The 16,002-nt window shown below is 32.9% G+C and carries 12 protein-coding genes; 10 read left to right on the top strand and 2 right to left on the bottom strand.

Features of this window, described 5'->3' with window-relative positions; all coding sequences use genetic code 11:
- Nucleotides 1-42: 42 nt before the first annotated feature.
- Nucleotides 43-2,646, bottom strand: coding sequence for a DNA gyrase subunit A (gene gyrA / locus LG45_RS10965; RefSeq protein ID WP_035127128.1), 2,604 nt, complete (start codon nt 2,644-2,646; stop codon nt 43-45).
- A 263-nt stretch (nt 2,647-2,909) separates the two neighbouring features.
- Between gyrA and LG45_RS10960 the strand changes: the two genes are divergently transcribed.
- The 6 genes from LG45_RS10960 to LG45_RS10940 all read left to right on the top strand — a co-directional run bounded on the left by LG45_RS10960 (nt 2,910) and on the right by LG45_RS10940 (nt 8,434).
- Entirely contained in the window at nt 2,910-5,453 is a 2,544-nt protein-coding gene (locus tag LG45_RS10960) for an ATP-dependent Clp protease ATP-binding subunit (protein WP_035127126.1), read from the top strand.
- A gap of 21 nt (nt 5,454-5,474) precedes the next feature.
- Nucleotides 5,475-5,672 (top strand): DUF2683 family protein, encoded by a 198-nt coding sequence (locus LG45_RS10955; protein ID WP_035127124.1) that lies wholly within the window; start codon nt 5,475-5,477, stop codon nt 5,670-5,672.
- Nucleotides 5,673-5,717: 45 nt separating this feature from the next.
- Entirely contained in the window at nt 5,718-5,933 is a 216-nt protein-coding gene (locus LG45_RS16655) for a Txe/YoeB family addiction module toxin (RefSeq protein ID WP_307725774.1), read from the top strand.
- 126 nt (nt 5,934-6,059) lie between these two features.
- Nucleotides 6,060-7,430, top strand: a complete 1,371-nt coding sequence (gene rimK, locus LG45_RS10950; RefSeq protein WP_035127490.1) for a 30S ribosomal protein S6--L-glutamate ligase — start codon at nt 6,060-6,062, stop codon at nt 7,428-7,430.
- A 42-nt stretch (nt 7,431-7,472) separates the two neighbouring features.
- Entirely contained in the window at nt 7,473-8,054 is a 582-nt protein-coding gene (locus LG45_RS10945; RefSeq protein ID WP_035127122.1) for a TMEM175 family protein, read from the top strand.
- Between the two features lie 14 nt (nt 8,055-8,068).
- Entirely contained in the window at nt 8,069-8,434 is a 366-nt protein-coding gene (locus tag LG45_RS10940) for a DUF1304 domain-containing protein (RefSeq protein WP_035127120.1), read from the top strand.
- Here the strand turns inward: LG45_RS10940 and hutH are convergent.
- Complete coding sequence (gene hutH / locus LG45_RS10935; protein WP_035127118.1) at nt 8,431-9,933, bottom strand: histidine ammonia-lyase; 1,503 nt, start codon at nt 9,931-9,933, stop codon at nt 8,431-8,433. The two genes, LG45_RS10940 and hutH, sit on opposite strands and share 4 nt — an antisense overlap.
- Nucleotides 9,934-10,349: 416 nt before the next feature.
- Here hutH and thrA point away from each other — a divergent pair, with 416 nt between their 5' ends.
- The 4 genes from thrA (at nt 10,350) to LG45_RS10910 (ending at nt 15,994) form a co-directional block, all read left to right on the top strand.
- Nucleotides 10,350-12,797, top strand: coding sequence for a bifunctional aspartate kinase/homoserine dehydrogenase I (gene thrA / locus LG45_RS10925; RefSeq protein ID WP_035127115.1), 2,448 nt, complete (start codon nt 10,350-10,352; stop codon nt 12,795-12,797).
- A gap of 41 nt (nt 12,798-12,838) precedes the next feature.
- A complete protein-coding gene (locus LG45_RS10920) occupies nt 12,839-13,765 on the top strand; it encodes a homoserine kinase (protein WP_035127113.1) in 927 nt (308 codons plus the stop codon).
- A gap of 78 nt (nt 13,766-13,843) precedes the next feature.
- Nucleotides 13,844-15,136 carry a threonine synthase gene (gene thrC, locus LG45_RS10915; protein WP_035127111.1) on the top strand — a complete coding sequence of 431 codons (1,293 nt, stop codon included), beginning with the start codon at nt 13,844-13,846 and terminating at the stop codon, nt 15,134-15,136.
- A gap of 3 nt (nt 15,137-15,139) precedes the next feature.
- A complete protein-coding gene (locus LG45_RS10910; RefSeq protein ID WP_035127108.1) occupies nt 15,140-15,994 on the top strand; it encodes an aldose 1-epimerase family protein in 855 nt (284 codons plus the stop codon).
- Nucleotides 15,995-16,002 lie beyond the last annotated feature (8 nt).

Here is a 16,002-nt window from a genome sequence, read left to right as displayed (position 1 = left end):
TAATTAGGTTACATGGCTTTTATTTATTTTAATTTAACTTTTTTATTCTTCTGTTTCGTCTGATTCTTCTTCTGCATCTTCCTGATCATCAGTAACATCATCTTCATCATCTGAATCATCTTCTAAAATTGCATTTGGATCAATTTCTAATTCTTCTCCGTCCACAGCAATGGCTTCCTCTTCTTCATCTTTCATAACTTTAGTTACAGCAGCAATTGAATCGTTTCCTTTAATATTGATTAAACGAACACCTTGCGTTGCTCTACCCATAACTCTTAAAGTAGAAACATCCATTCTAATGGTCAATCCAGATTTGTTGATAATCATTAAATCATCAGCATCGGTAACTGTATTTATAGAAACTAAAGCTCCGGTTTTTTCAGTAATGTTTAGAGTTTTCACTCCTTTTCCACCACGGTTGGTGATTCTGTAAACTGCTTCACCTTCGTCTTCTAGTTTAGTTCTCTTACCATAACCATTTTCGGTAACCACTAATAGTTGAGTGTCATTGATATTATCCTCATCAACAGAAACCATGCCAATCACTTCGTCTTGCGCATCTCTTAAAGTAATACCTCTAACTCCAGATGCAGTTCTACCCATTGGTCTAGTTTTAGCTTCTTCAAAACGAACTAATTTACCAGATTTTACAGCAATTAAAATTTGGCTTTGACCATTAGTTAATTCTGCTGCCAATAATTCGTCATCTTCTTTAATTGTAATTGCGGCAACTCCGTTTACTCTTGGTTTAGAATATTTCTCTAAAGATGTTTTCTTAACCTGACCTTTTTTGGTCGCCATAACTACATAATGACTTTTAATATAATCTTGATCTTTTAAATCTTGAGTACAAATAAATGCTTTTACTTTATCGTCTGGTTCAATGTTGATAAGGTTTTGAAGTGCGCGACCTTTACTTGCTTTTGTTCCTTCTGGAATTTCGTAGACACGCATCCAATAACATTTCCCTTTTTGTGTAAAAATCAATAAATAATTATGATTTGTTGCAACAAATAAATGTTCTAAGAAATCTTGATCACGAGTTGCAGCCGATTTCTGTCCAACACCACCTCTATTTTGAGTTTTGTATTCTGTTAACGAAGTACGTTTAATGTAACCAGCGTGCGAAATTGTAATAACCACATTTTCGTCAGCAATTAAATCTTCAATACTAACATCGCCACCAGAATATTCAATTACTGAACGACGCTCATCGCCGTATTTCTCTCTAATTTCAACTAATTCCTCTTTAATTAATTCCATTCTCATTTCTTTACTTTCCAATAAAGCTCTTAAATGGTTGATTAATTTCATGATTTCTTCATATTCTGCACGAAGTTTATCTTGCTCAAGACCTGTTAATTGACGTAAACGCATTTCAACAATAGCACGCGCTTGAATTTCAGATAAATTAAATCGTTCAATTAATTTGGCTCTCGCTTCTTCACCATCTTTAGAAGAACGAATTAAAGCAATAACTTCATCAATATTATCTGAAGCAATAATTAAACCTTCAAGAATGTGAGCTCTTTCTTCTGCCTTTCTTAATTCAAATTGAGTTCTTCTTACAACAACATCGTGTCTGTGTTCGACAAAATAGTGAATTAAATCTTTCACATTCAACATTTGAGGCCTTCCTTTTACCAATGCAATATTATTTACACTGAAAGAAGATTGAAGTTGTGTGAATTTATATAAAGTATTCAAAACTACATTCGGAACTGCATCACGTTTTAATTCGTAAACAATTCGCATTCCAGTTCTATCCGATTCGTCACGGATATTTGAAATACCTTCAATTTTTTTATCATTAATTAAATCGGCAGTCTTTTTAATCATTTCTGCCTTATTCACCTGATATGGAATTTCGGTTACAATGATGGCTTCTTTACCGTTTACTTCTTCAAAACCTACTTTGGCACGAATTACAATTCTACCACGACCTGTTTTAAATGCCTCACGAACACCTTCCATTCCATAAATTATTCCACCTGTAGGAAAATCTGGAGCTTTGATCATTGTGATTAATTCGTCAATCTCAATATCATTGTTGTCAATGTAAGCTAACGTTCCATCAATAACTTCTGTTATATTATGTGGAGCCATATTTGTTGCCATACCTACTGCAATTCCTGAAGCTCCATTTATAAGTAAAGCAGGAACACGAGTTGGCATTACTGTTGGCTCATATAAAGTATCGTCAAAGTTCAGTTTAAAATCAACTGTTTCTTTGTCGATATCTGCCATAATGTCTTCTGACATTTTTTTCATTCTTGCCTCAGTGTAACGCATCGCTGCAGGACTATCGCCATCTACAGAACCAAAGTTACCTTGACCATCAACTAATAAATAACGTAAACTCCACTCTTGAGCCATACGAACCATTGCATCATAAACCGATGTATCGCCGTGTGGGTGATATTTACCTAAAACTTCTCCAACAATTCTTGCGGATTTTTTATGAGCTTTATTCGAGAAAACTCCTAAATCATACATTCCATATAATACTCTTCGGTGCACTGGTTTTAAACCATCACGCACGTCTGGCAATGCTCTTGATACAATAACTGACATCGAATAATCGATGTAAGCTGACTTCATTTCGTCTTCAATGTTAATAGGAATTAACTTTTCTCCGTCAGACATATTTATAAATTTTTAAAATAAATTAATTTAGAATTCAAACGTGCAATATACATCTTTTTGCTATTTTTAAAAGCATTTTAAAGTACTTATTTCAATGATTTATTAACAAAATATACCTCAATAATGGTTAATAAATTTACAGTAAACTACCTTTTATATATGAGTATTTTTTTGTCAATTTACTGACAGGTGTTTTAGTCGGAATGATATTTGTAATAATTCAAGTAATTCACTAAATTTACCATAATTATTATATAAAAAAAATGGATGATAATTTTTCACCGAGAGTAAAAGATGTTATTACGTACAGCAAAGAAGAAGCATTACGTTTAGGCCACGATTTTATTGGCACTGAACATTTAATGTTAGGCATTTTGCGTGATGGAAATGGTAAAGCAATATCTATTTTAAATAATCTATCTGTTGATTTAGAACATTTAAGACGAAAAGTAGAAGTATTGAGTCCACCAAATCCAAATCTAGAAACAAGTATAGAAAAGAAAAACTTACACTTAACTCGTCAAGCAGAAAGAGCTTTAAAAACAACTTTCCTTGAAGCCAAAGTGTTTCAAAGTACTTCAATAAGCACGGCACATTTATTGTTGTGTATATTGAGAAATGAAAATGATCCAACAACAAAGCTACTTAATAAATTAAAAATTGATTATGAAGTAGCTAAAGAACAATATTTAGATATGACACCAAAAGAAGAAGATTTTTTAGAAAATTTACCAAAAAATGAATCTTTCAATGAAGATTCAGGTCAAGATGACAGCTTAAAAGGCGATAACTTTAATACTCCAACAAATAAATCTAATAAAAAATCTAAAACACCAGTTTTAGATAATTTTGGTCGTGACTTAACAGAAATGGCCGAAGAAGGAAAATTAGATCCTGTAGTTGGACGTGAAAAAGAAATTGAAAGGGTTTCTCAAATTTTAAGCCGTAGAAAGAAAAACAACCCACTATTAATAGGTGAACCTGGAGTTGGTAAATCTGCAATTGCCGAAGGTTTGGCTCTAAGAATTATCCAAAAGAAAGTTTCAAGAATTCTATTTAATAAAAGAGTTGTTACTTTAGATTTAGCAAGTTTAGTTGCTGGAACGAAATACCGAGGACAATTTGAAGAGCGAATGAAAGCCGTAATGAACGAACTTGAAAAGAACGACGATATTATTCTTTTCATTGATGAAATTCACACTATTGTTGGTGCTGGTGGCGCAACTGGTTCGCTTGACGCATCTAATATGTTCAAACCTGCATTGGCAAGAGGCGAAATCCAATGTATTGGAGCAACAACTCTGGACGAGTACAGACAATATATCGAGAAAGATGGTGCATTAGAAAGACGTTTCCAAAAAGTAATTGTAGAACCAACTTCTGTTGATGAAACAATTACGATATTGAATAACATTAAAAATAAATACGAAGATCATCACAGCGTAACTTATTCGCAAGAAGCGATTGAAGCTTGTGTAAAACTGACTGACAGGTACATGTCAGACCGATTTTTACCAGACAAAGCTATTGATGCTTTAGACGAAGCTGGATCTAGAGTTCACATAACAAACATTGATGTTCCTAAACAAATTTTAGAATTAGAACGTCAGCTTGAAGAAGTGCGCGAACTTAAAAATTCTGTTGTAAAAAGACAGAAATATGAAGAAGCTGCCAAACTTCGTGATGACGAAAAGAAAATAGAAAAAGATCTTGCAATTGCTCAAGAACAATGGGAAGAAGATTCTAAAAATAATCGTATTCAAGTAACTGAAGATAACGTTGCTGATGTCGTTTCGATGATGACAGGAATTCCTGTAAATAGAATTGCTCAAACCGAAAGTAATAAATTAGCTAACTTACCTGAACTACTTCAAGGTAAAGTAATTGGACAAAATGACGCGGTAATGAAAATATCTCGTTCAATCCAAAGAAATCGTGCCGGATTGAAAGATCCAAATCGCCCAATTGGTTCGTTTATTTTCTTAGGACAAACCGGTGTTGGTAAAACACAATTAGCGAAAGTTTTAGCTAAAGAATTATTCGATTCTGAAGAAGCTTTGATTCGTATTGACATGAGTGAATACATGGAAAAATTTGCAATTTCTCGTCTAATTGGTGCTCCTCCAGGATATGTTGGATATGAAGAAGGCGGACAATTGACAGAAAAAGTTAGAAGAAAACCGTATTGTGTTGTGCTTCTTGATGAAATTGAAAAAGCGCATCCAGACGTTTTCAATATGATGTTGCAAGTTCTTGATGATGGTTACTTAACAGATAGTTTAGGAAGAAAAATCGATTTTAAAAATACGATCATCATCATGACATCAAATGTTGGTGCACGTCAATTAAAAGATTTCGGACAAGGAGTTGGATTTGGAACAGCTGCTAAAGTAGCTCAAGCCGATGATAATTCGAAAAGTATAATAGAAAATGCATTAAAGAAAACTTTTGCACCAGAATTCTTAAATAGAATTGATGACGTAATTGTTTTCAACGCATTGGAAAAACACGATATTGATAAAATTATCGAAATCGAATTGAAAAAATTATACGCTCGTGTTGCAGATTTAGGATATAAATTGAATCTTTCTGATAAAGCAAAAGCATTTATTGCCGAGAAAGGTTTCGACCGACAATTTGGCGCAAGACCATTAAAAAGAGCCATTCAGAAATATGTTGAAGACTCATTAGCAGAAGAAATTATAACTTCTAAAATTGGATCTGGAGACGAAATATTTATGGATATCGAAGATGGTTCAGAAGAATTGACTGTTAAAGTTCAAAAAGCAGAAGAACCAACGAGTTAATCTGATTTAAAAATTAAGATTATGGAAATTACATTTAAAAAAGTTCAAAAAAAACATCTTCCATTATTAAAAGAGTTAGCGAAATCGCTGCATCTTGAAATCGAAGAAGAGTCAAAAAGTCCTTACAATAAGGAATTTGTGGCTAAAGTTTTAAAAGGAGAACAAGACTTGAAAGATGGTAAAGGCGTAATTATCCCATTAGAAGATATATGGAAATAAGATATACTCCTGATGCTTTAAAAGACTTAGAATTTTGGAAAAAATCTGGAAAATAAAATAATTCAGAAAAGAATAGTTCTTTTAATTGAAGACATTAAGAAACATCCTTATTCTGGAATAGGAAAACCAGAAGCTTTAAAATATGAACTTTCAGGAAAATGGTCTAGAAGAATTAACAGCGAACACAGAATAGTTTATCAAGTTATTAACGAAAACATAATTGATATTTTAGAAATATTAACATTAAAAGGTCATTACTAATAATAGTTGTTCTTCAAAATAAACCACTAACAAAACAAATTAGCTTTTGCTGATAAAAATGTTTTATTAGTGGTTTTTGATTTTAAAAAAAGTAGTACTTTCGATTTGAATTTAATTCATCAAAAAATGCCACAAGAAAAAATAATTTTAGGTTCAGAAGAATGGTGTTCGTTTCCCGAACTTGGAATTCCAGCTATAAAAGCACGTGTTGATTCAGGTGCAAAAACATCAGCTTTACATGCCATAAACATTGCTCCTTTTGTAAAAGAAGGAATCAATTGGGTAAAATTTGACATCAATCCTATTCAAAATAATCTCAAAACTGTTATTCATTGCGAAGCGTTACTTATAGATAAACGCGTTGTTAAAAGCTCTAGTGGTTTTCGTGAACAACGTTATGTAATTCAATCAGACATTAAAATTGGAAACGATACTTGGAAAATTGAAATGACCTTAACCAATCGAGATTCGATGGGTTTTAGAATGCTACTTGGTCGTGAAGCCATGAGTGGAAGAATTCTAGTAGATCCAGAACAAAAATATTTACTTGGACAAACTACAGTCGAAAATCTTAAAGATTTATATGTAAATTCAATAGCTATAAAATCGGGACTTCGAATTGGTTTATTAGCCAGTAATCCTGAATTGTATAGCAATAAACGTATCATGGAAGCAGGCGAAATGCGCGGTCACGAAATGCATTTTCTGAACATCAAAGAATGTTACATGAAACTCGATGCCGACCAACCCGAAATTCATTATCGCGGTGGTAAAGTATTAGATAATTTTGATGCCGTAATTCCAAGAATTCGACCGAGTATTACATTTTATGGTTGTGCTTTAACTAGGCAATTTGAAGCCATGAAAGTGTATTGTTTAAATTCGGCGGCAGCCATAACGCAATCCCGTGATAAATTATTTTCGTTGCAATTGTTACTTAGAAATGGTGTCGATATTCCTACCACAGGATTTGCAAATTCGCCACTAGATACTGACGATTTGATAAAAATGGTTGGTGGTTCTCCTTTAATTGTAAAATTATTAGAAGGAACTCAAGGAAAAGGTGTTGTTTTGGCAGAAACTAAAAAAGCAGCCGAATCAGTAATTAACGCTTTCAAAAGCTTAAATGCCAATATATTAGTTCAAGAATTTATTAAAGAAGCAAACGGAAAAGATTTGCGATTATTTGTAGTTGATGGAAAAGTAGTTGCATCAATTCAACGTGAAGCTGCACCAGGCGAATTTAGAGCTAATATTCACATGGGCGGAACAGCATCAATAGTAAAACCAACCGTTGAAGAAAAGAAAATAGCAATTAAAGCTGCTAAAGCAATGGATTTACGTGTCGCTGGAGTTGATATTATCCGTTCATCTAAAGGTCCACTTTTATTAGAAGTAAATTCATCTCCAGGTTTAGAAGGAATTGAAGGTGCAACTAATAAAGATATTGCTGGAGAAATGATAAAAGCAATTGAAAATAATATTAAGAAAAAGTAAGAATTACTAGGAACAATATATGAAATAAAAGACAAATTAATTATGACAAAAAACAGACTCGAAGCGTTTAGTGATGGGGTTTTAGCCATTATAATTACCATTATGGTTTTGGAATTTAAAGTTCCAAATGATACTACTTTCGAATCAGTTGTCAAATTGTCACATAAGTTTTTGAGTTATATTTTGAGTTTTATTTACGTCGGAATTTACTGGAATAACCACCATCATTTATTGCAAACAGCTAAAAATGTAAACGGTAAAATCCTTTGGGCAAACTTGCATTTGCTATTTTGGTTATCACTAATTCCTTTTACAACAGCTTGGATTGGTGAACACCACTTTGCCTCTTTTCCAATGATGTTGTATGGAATAATATTGATGATGAACGGAATTGCTTTCAACATTTTACAAAGAACAATCATTCAACATCATGGCAAGGATTCGGTTTTATACAAAGCTGTTGGCAAAGATTTTAAAGGAAAAATATCAGTTGTTCTGTATTTAATTGCGGTATTTTTAACTAAGTATTATCCAATTGCATCAGGATGTATTTACATTCTTGTTGCATTAATGTGGTTAATTCCCGATAAAAGAATCGAACAAGTTTTAGAGAACGAAAAATAACAAACAAATAAATTATGAATTTAATATCTCAAATTATCGTTGGTTTTGTTGCGTTCATTCATATTTATATTTTATGGTTAGAAATGTTTGTTTGGACAAGTCGTGCGCGAAAAGTTTTTAAGACCATTCCGCCTGACATGTTTGAAAAAACCAAAGTAATGGCAGCCAATCAAGGTTTATATAACGGATTTTTAGCGTTTGGATTAATTTGGTCGCTATTTATTTCTGATGGAATTTGGAGTTGTAATGTGGCTTTTTTCTTTTTAATCTGTGTTTTCGTTGCAGGACTTTATGGTGCTTATTCTGTCTCAAAACGAATCTTTTTCGTTCAAGGAATTCCAGCGCTTTTAGGAATTTTGAGTTTGTTATTTATGAATTAATCCTCCAAATCAATCAAAAAGCTATTTAAAAAAGCTACAGATTTTTCAATATCGTAATGTAAAATTCGATCTTCTTTTACAAACGGAACTTCTTCACGGTACGATTTTATAAACATTTCAATAAAATCGCTTGATTTTAAAGGTCTTCTAAATTCGATAGCTTGTGAAGCATTCATCAATTCGATTGCTAAAATTCGCTCCAAGTTTTCCATAACTTTCAAGCATTTTGTAGCGGCATTTGCTCCCATCGAAACGTGATCTTCTTGGCCATTACTCGAAACAATGCTGTCAATACTTGCAGGTGTTGCCAGTTGCTTATTCTGACTAGCAATGCTCGCAGCCGTATATTGCGGAATCATAAAACCTGAATTCAAACCTGGATTATCAACTAAAAATGCTGGTAATCCTCGTAACCCAGAAATCAACTGATAGGTTCTTCTTTCTGAAATACTTCCTAATTCTGATAAAGCAATAGCTAGAAAATCTAAAGCCAAAGCCAATGGCTGACCATGGAAATTTCCACCAGAAATAATCATATCTTCACCAACAAAAATATTTGGATTATCGGTAACCGAATTAATTTCGGTCTTAAAAACTTTCTTCACATAATCAATCGTATCTTTCGACGCACCATGTACTTGCGGAATACATCTAAACGAATATGGATCTTGAACATGTTGTTTTTCTTGTGCTGTAATTTCACTATCTTCAAGCAATTCAGTCATTCGTTTTGCCGTTACAATTTGACCTTTATGCGGACGAACATAATGAATCAGTTCATTAAAAGGTTCGATTCTCCCATCAAATCCTTCCAATGAAATTGCCGAAATCACATCTGCCAAATACGAATATTTCATCGCTTTTAGCAAAATATAACTTCCGTACGAACTCATAAATTGAGTACCATTCAACAATGCCAAACCTTCTTTAGACTGCAAAACAATAGGCTTCCATCCCATTTTTTCCAAAACCTTTGCTGATGGTTGACGAAATCCTTCATAATTCACTTCGCCTTCTCCTAACAATGGCAATGACAAATGAGCCAACGGAGCCAAATCACCACTCGCACCTAGCGAACCTTGAGTATAAATAACTGGCAAAATATCATTATTGTAAAAATCCACCAATCGTTCAACTGTTTGTAATTGAACACCTGAATGTCCATAACTTAAAGATTGAATTTTAAGTAACAACATAATTTTCACAATCTCTTCTGGTACTTCATCTCCAGTTCCGCAAGCATGAGATTTCACCAAATTTGATTGCAATTGTGATAAATTTTCATTCGATATTTTCACATTATACAACGAACCAAAACCTGTGTTAATTCCATAAATGGCTTTTTCATTTCCAGCCATTTTAGCATCAAGATATTCTCTACATTTCTGAATATTAACTTTGGCTTCTTCCGATAATGCAATCAATTTATTTTGAGATATAATTTCTTGTAAAGTCTCTAACTGCAATACTTCTGAACTGATATAATGTGAATTTTCCATTTTTGGTTTGAAATTTGACCTCAAAATTCCGCAAACAATTGTTAAAATACAACTATTTTAACTTCTATTTTTTTATCAAATCAATAAATTTTAGCTTTTATAACTATTCAAATAATTTATTTCAAATGGGATATCGATGTAAAATTGTGATATTCATAAAAATACAAGCAATATTTTTTTCATTACTAAAAAATACTACTTTTGAAATGTATGATGTACAACAAAAAAAATAACACTTCACTTTTCACAACCACTTCTTTGGTTGCGACTTTTGTTGGCAATCCATCTACAACAACTACAACCCCATTTGGGGTATAATTTTCACATATAATCCAATTTCTATGGGCTTTCAATTGAGAGCTATCAATCTTTTTTTGAGGACTCATAACTCATATCTTCTAATTCATAATTAAACTATGATAACACTAAAATTCGGTGGCACTTCTGTAGCCAATGCTCAAAATATAAAACTCGTAATTGAAATCATCAATCAAAAAGCTAAAGAAAACAAACTGGCAGTAGTTGTTTCCGCTTTAAGTGGTGTAACCGACATGCTTATAAACGCTGCAAAAAAAGCTGCCGCAAAAGAGGAATCGTATAAAAATTCAATTGACGAAATCAAACAAAAACATTTTGATGCAATTGCCGATTTGGTTGACAATACTAATCAAAATCAATTGCTAATCAAGATTAACAGTCAAATAAATCAATTGCAAACATTACTTGACGGATGTTATTTATTGGGTGAATTATCTCCAAGAACTTCAGATGCAATTGCTAGTTTTGGAGAATTATTGTCTTCACAAATCATTGCAACAGCTATCCAACAAACTATTCCTAATAGTAATTTTAAAGACAGTCGTGAGTTAATCAAAACCAATTCTAACTTCGGAAAAGCTTCTGTTGATTTTGATTTGTCAAATAAATTAATTGCTGATTATTTTGATTCCAATAAATCGCAAGTAGTTCTTTTACCTGGCTTTATTGCATCTGACGAAAACCAAAATACAACAACGCTTGGACGTGGTGGTTCTGATTATACAGCAGCCATAATTGCCAATGGAACAAAATCAGATGCACTTGAGATTTGGACAGATGTTAATGGAATGTTTACTGCAAATCCAAAAATTGTAAAACAAGCACAACCAATTGAATCAATTTCCTACCAAGAAGCAATGGAATTGTCGCATTTTGGTGCTAAAGTATTGTATCCTCCAACAATTCAACCTATTTTGAATTCGCAGATTCCAATTTGGATTAAAAATACTTTCGAACCAGAAGCTTTTGGAACTTATATCTCTAATGAAAATAAGGATTCCAACAACCCAATAAAAGGTATTTCGCACATTGATAAAATTGCATTACTCACTTTAGAAGGTTCGGGGATGATTGGTGTTGCTGGTTCCTCTAAACGTTTGTTTTCGGTGCTTTCGCAAAATAATATCAACGTAATTTTTATCACACAAGCTTCCTCTGAGCATTCTATTTGCATCGGAATTCAAAATCAAGATGCCGACTTGGCAAAAAAAGCGATTGAATTTGAATTCCAAATTGAAATAAGTCAAAACAAAATTGATCCCTGTCAAGTTGAAAAAGACTTGTGCATTGTTGCTTTGGTAGGCGAAAGCATGAAGAATCACCAAGGGTTAAGTGGCAAAATGTTTAGCACTTTAGGAAAAAATAACGTCAATATTCGAGCTATTGCTCAAGGTGCTTCCGAAAGAAATATTTCGGTGGTAATCAATGAAAATGACGTTAAAAAAGCTTTGAATACCTTACACGAACGCTTCTTTGAAGATAATACTAAACAGTTGAATTTATTCGTTATGGGCGTTGGAAATGTAGGCGAAAAATTTATAGATCAAATCCACCAACAAAAGAAATTCTTGAAAGAGAATCTAAAAATTAATGTTCGTGTGATTGCTCTTTCTAATTCACGCAAAATGATTTTTGACGAAGACGGAATAAACTTAAAAGATTGGAAATTAATATTGGAAAACGGAGAAAATTCAAATGTTTCTCAATTTATCACTAATTCAAAAAAACTGAATTTTCGCAATAGTATTTTTGTTGATATCACCGCCAATCATGACATCGCTTCTATTTATGATCAATTTTTAAAACAAAATATTGCCGTTGTTACTTGTAATAAAATCGCTTGTTCATCGCAATATGATAACTATAAAAATCTAAAAAATCTATCTCGTAAATACAACGCTTCATTTTTATTTGAAACCAATGTTGGTGCAGGCTTACCAATTATTGATACACTAAAACATCTAATTGCTTCAGGTGATAAAGTCAATAGAATTAACGCTGTTTTATCAGGAAGTTTGAACTTTATATTCAATAATTTTGGTGATTCATACAACTTTCATGATGTTGTAAAAGAAGCTGGAGTACAAGGATTTACCGAACCTGATCCAAAAATTGATTTAAGTGGTGTTGATGTAGCTAGAAAAATTCTAATTCTAATTCGCGAAAGCGGTTACGAAATGGAAATGGAAGCAATAGAAAACAATTGCTTCTTGCCAAAAGAATGTATGGAAACCACCAATAATGAAGATTTTTTCAAGTCATTAACTAAACATTCAAGTCATTTTGAAAACCTTTTAGCTGAGGCAAAATCGAAAGATTCTCGACTAAAATTCGTAGCTTCGTTTGATAACGGAAAAGCAAGTGTTGGTTTACAATTTATTCCGAAAGAAAGTCCGTTTTACAACCTGGAAGGAAAAGATAATATTGTAGAATTTTACACCGACAGATACATTGACCAACCACTAATCATAAAAGGCGCTGGTGCTGGTGCAGCCGTTACAGCATCGGGAATTTTTGCAGATGTTATTCGAATTGGAAATGTGTAGAGACAAAACATTGCATCTTCTCAACACAAAAAAATAAAAATATGAACGAAATAAAAATATTCTGTCCAGCAACAATTGCCAATCTCAATTGCGGATTTGACGTGTTAGGTCTATGCCTAGAAGGAATTGGCGATGAAATGATTATAAGAAAATCAACAGAAAAAGGAATAAAAATAACAAAAATTACTGGCGCCGATTTACCATTAGAAACGGAAAAAAATGTTGCAGGAGTTGCTGCTTTGGCTATTATACATGATTTGGATTTAGAGCATGGTTTCGAAATAGAAATTCATAAAAAAATAAAAGCCGGAAGCGGAATCGGAAGCAGTTCTGCAAGTGCCGCTGGAGCTGTTTTTGGAATCAATGAATTACTAGGAAAACCATTTGCAAAACACGAGTTAGTTGATTTTGCGATGAAAGGTGAAGCTGTGGCAAGCGGTTGCGAACATGCCGACAATGTTGCTCCTTGCCTACTTGGCGGTTTTACTTTGGTTAGAGGTTACAATCCGCTAGACGTGATTCGAATTGAAAGTCCGAGCGAACTTTATGCAGTAGTTTTGCATCCTCATATCGAAGTAAAAACCTCCGATGCCCGAGCCGTTTTACTGCCTATGATTCCAATGAAAGATGCCATAAAGCAATGGGGAAATCTCGGCGGATTTATTGCTGGTTTATATACAAATGACTACAATTTAATTGGTTGTTCGCTAAATGATGTGATTGTTGAACCTGCTAGAAAACATTTAATTCCTAACTTTGATGAAGTCAAAAATACAGCATTGCAAAATGGTGCATTAGGTTCTGGAATTTCTGGAGCTGGACCAAGTATTTTTGCATTGTGTAAAGGTCAAGAAATTGCCGAAAAAGTAGCATTTTCCATGAGCGAAAGTTATCAAAATACCGGAATTACATTTGATATACACCTTTCAAAAATTAATCCAGAAGGAGTTACAATAATTACGAATTAAAAATTACGAATAACGAATCTAAAAAATCCGTGGAAATCGGCGTTTGCGAAGCAACCGTTTCATCTGCGTTCCAATAATATGAAATATTATAGTTTAAACAATAAAGACAACAAAGTTTCTTTTCAAGAAGCAGTTATTCAAGGACTTGCGCCTGATAAAGGTTTGTATTTTCCTGAAACAATTACTCAAATACCACAAGCATTCTTCGATGAAATAGAGCAATTGTCAAACGAAGAAATAGCTTTCGAAACGATAAAACAATTCGTAGGAAATGAAATACCAGAACCCGAGTTAAAGCAAATTCTAAAAGAAACATTATCCTTCGATTTTCCATTGGTAAAAGTGGAAGAAAATGTCTTTTCGTTAGAATTATTTCATGGTCCAACAATGGCTTTTAAAGATGTTGGCGCACGATTTATGTCGCGTTGTCTAGCCTATTTTAACAGAGATAAAGATCAAAAAAATACAGTTTTAGTTGCGACTTCTGGCGATACTGGTGGCGCAGTTGCAAGCGGATTTCTTGGTGTGAAAGGCGTTGAAGTTATCATTCTTTATCCATCAGGAAAAGTAAGCGATATTCAGGAACGACAATTGACAACTTTAGGTCAAAATATCACCGCTTTAGAAGTCGATGGCGTTTTTGACGATTGCCAAGACATGGTGAAAAAAGCATTTCTTGACGATGATTTAAAATATAAAAATCTGACTTCAGCGAATTCTATAAATATTGCACGTTGGTTACCACAAATGTTTTATTTTTTCTTCGCTTATAAAGAATTGAAAAAATATAATAAGCAATTAATCGTTTCTTGTCCAAGTGGGAATTTTGGTAATATTTGCGCTGGAATTATGGCTAAAAAATTAGGTTTGCCACTCACCCATTTTGTGGCTTCAACCAATGCAAATGATACCGTTCCAAGATTTTTAGAAAACGGAATTTATAATTCAAAACCATCAATAGCAACCATTTCAAATGCTATGGATGTTGGAAATCCTAGTAATTTTGTACGTATTCAGGAAATGTACAACAATGATTTAAAAGCCTTTGAAAAAGATTTTTCATCCTATACTTTTTCTGATGAGGAAACTAAATTTGCAATGAAAAACATTCATGTAAATACTGGATATATCGCCGAACCTCATGGCGCAGTTGGTTATTTAGGATTGAAAAAAGAGCTTCTGAATTATCCAAATGCTGTTGGTTTTTTCCTAGAAACTGCTCATCCAATAAAGTTTTTGGATGTTGTTGAACCTGTTTTGAATGTCAAATTAGAAATTCCAAAACAGATCGAAAGTGTTTTGAATAAAGAGAAAGTGAGCGTGAAAATTAAAAGTTATGAAGATTTAAGAAACTTCCTTCAAAAGAATTAAATTATGACTATTATTCTATCAAATGATTTATGTTCAGCATCAATAAATACTAAAGGAGCCGAACTGAATTCGTTTAAAAATTTGCAAACTAATAGGGAATATATTTGGAATGGAAATCCTGAGTTTTGGGGTAAACATTCACCAGTTTTATTTCCTGTTGTTGGTGCATTAAAAGACGATTGTTACTATTATGAAGGCAAAAAGTACAACCTTTCACGTCACGGCTTTGCTAGAGATTTTGAATTTGAAGTAATTGAATCAAGTTCAAATGCTGCTTCGTTTTTACTAAAACAAAATTCTGAAATTGCAGCAAAATATCCTTTTGATTTTGAACTTCAAATGGATTATAAATTAGTTGACAGACAATTAGTTTTAAGTTATACAATTCGAAATAAATCGGATGTAGAAATGCCATTTTCTATTGGTGCGCATCCAGCTTTTGCTTTGCCAAATTCTTTTACAGATTACTCATTAGAGTTTGAACATGAAGAAAAATTAATCACGCATGAACTAGAAAACAACTTATTTTCAGGAAAAACTAGGCCTATAAATTTAGACAAAACCAACTTGCCTCTAACCTATTCTTTATTCGAAAAAGATGCTTTGGTTTTAAAAACAATTCAATCTAAAAAAGTTACAATTTTAGAAAATAAAAAACCTTTATTGAAAGTGAATTTTGACGATTTTAGTAGTTTAGGAATTTGGACTGTTCAAAATGCACCATTTATTTGTATCGAGCCTTGGATTGGTTTTGCTGATGATGCCACAAGTGATGGAAATCTTTTTGAAAAAACAAACATTCAAATTTTACAGCCAAGTACAAGTTTTGGAGCTTCGTTTTCCATAGAAATTTTATAGTGGAATTT

Source organism: Flavobacterium aquatile LMG 4008 = ATCC 11947 (assembly GCF_000757385.1).
GTDB classification, from domain to species: domain Bacteria; phylum Bacteroidota; class Bacteroidia; order Flavobacteriales; family Flavobacteriaceae; genus Flavobacterium; species Flavobacterium aquatile.
Note: the sequence above shows the minus strand (reverse complement) of the source record. Positions and strands in the feature narration are given on the sequence as shown.